2 protein-coding genes and 2 pseudogenes (2 of these 4 cut by a window edge) are annotated in these 1069 nt (G+C 68.2%); all 4 read left to right on the forward strand.

What is annotated here, in order from left to right:
- Positions 1–38: the end of a condensation domain-containing protein gene (locus HL671_RS08305; protein WP_172236103.1), read on the forward strand. The gene continues 427 nt to the left of window position 1, outside the view; 38 of the gene's 465 nt are visible here — the last part of the coding sequence; its start codon lies off the left edge, out of view; the stop codon is at positions 36–38.
- A gap of 32 nt (positions 39–70) precedes the next feature.
- Positions 71–397, forward strand: a pseudogene (locus tag HL671_RS39085) (condensation domain-containing protein); the annotation flags it as partial.
- Between the two features lie 53 nt (positions 398–450).
- Positions 451–879: pseudogene (locus HL671_RS39090) on the forward strand (phosphopantetheine-binding protein); the annotation flags it as partial.
- A gap of 26 nt (positions 880–905) precedes the next feature.
- Positions 906–1069, forward strand: partial view of a condensation domain-containing protein gene (locus HL671_RS08320; protein ID WP_210263809.1) — the beginning only. Its footprint extends 259 nt past the window's final position; the window shows 164 of its 423 coding nt (coding positions 1–164); the start codon lies at positions 906–908; the stop codon falls past the right edge of the window.

The following is a 1069-nucleotide window of genomic DNA, read 5'->3' on the forward strand; positions in this document are numbered from 1 at the left end:
GGGTGGCGCGGTTACGGTTGCGGTGCCGGCCAACCTGATCCCTGCGGGCTGCGAGCGGATCACGCCGGAGATGCTGCCGCTGGTGACGCTGAGCCAGGCGGAGATCGATCGCATCGCGGCGGCTGTGCCGGGCGGCTGTGGCAACATCCAGGACATCTATCCGCTGGCTCCGCTGCAGGAAGGCATTTTGTTCCATCATCTGCTGGGGGGAGAGGGCGACGTCTATCTGTTGTCCGGCTTACTGGGCTTTGACAGCCGGGCGCGGCTGGACGGTTTTCTGGCGGCGTTCGATGCGGTGATCGGCCGTCACGACATCCTGCGGACGGCGGTGCTGTGGGAGGAACTGCCGGAGCCGGTGCAGGTGGTGTTGCGGCAAGCGCCGCTGCCGGTGGAAGAGGTCGAGCTCGATGTGGGCGGCNCCCGGAGGGCGCTGCGTTCGCGGCGCAGGTCTATGCGCCGCCGCAGGGCGAGACCGAGGCGGCGATCGCCCGGATCTGGTCGGAGCTGCTCGGTGTCGAGCGGATCGGTCGTCACGACAACTTCTTCGCGCTCGGCGGGCACTCACTGCTGGCGATGCAGGTGGTGTCACGTTTGCGGCAGGCGCTGGGTGTGGAGCTAGCGCTGGCCGTATTGTTTGCACGCCCAGTGATCTCGGAGCTGGCGGCCAGCCTTGCGGGGGCGGCGCGCAGTGCGCTGCCGGAGATCACGCCAGCGGGGCGTGAAGGGGCGCAGCCACTGTCGTTTGCGCAGCAGCGGCTGTGGTTTCTGTCACGTTTCGAGGGAGCGAGCGCGGCGTATCACATAGCCGCTGGATTGCGGCTGATCGGGAGGCTTGAGCGAGAGGCGCTGGTGTGCGCGCTGGNNNGGGTGTGGAGCTAGCGCTGGCCGTATTGTTTGCACGCCCAGTGATCTCGGAGCTGGCGGCCAGCCTTGCGGGGGCGGCGCGCAGTGCGCTGCCGGAGATCACGCCAGCGGGGCGTGAAGGGGCGCAGCCACTGTCGTTTGCGCAGCAGCGGCTGTGGTTTCTGTCACGTTTCGAGGGAGCGAGCGCGGCGTATCACATAGCCGC

The sequence above is a fragment of the Bradyrhizobium denitrificans genome (assembly GCF_013179005.1).
In the GTDB taxonomy this organism is placed as follows: Bacteria; Pseudomonadota; Alphaproteobacteria; order Rhizobiales; family Xanthobacteraceae; genus Bradyrhizobium; species Bradyrhizobium denitrificans.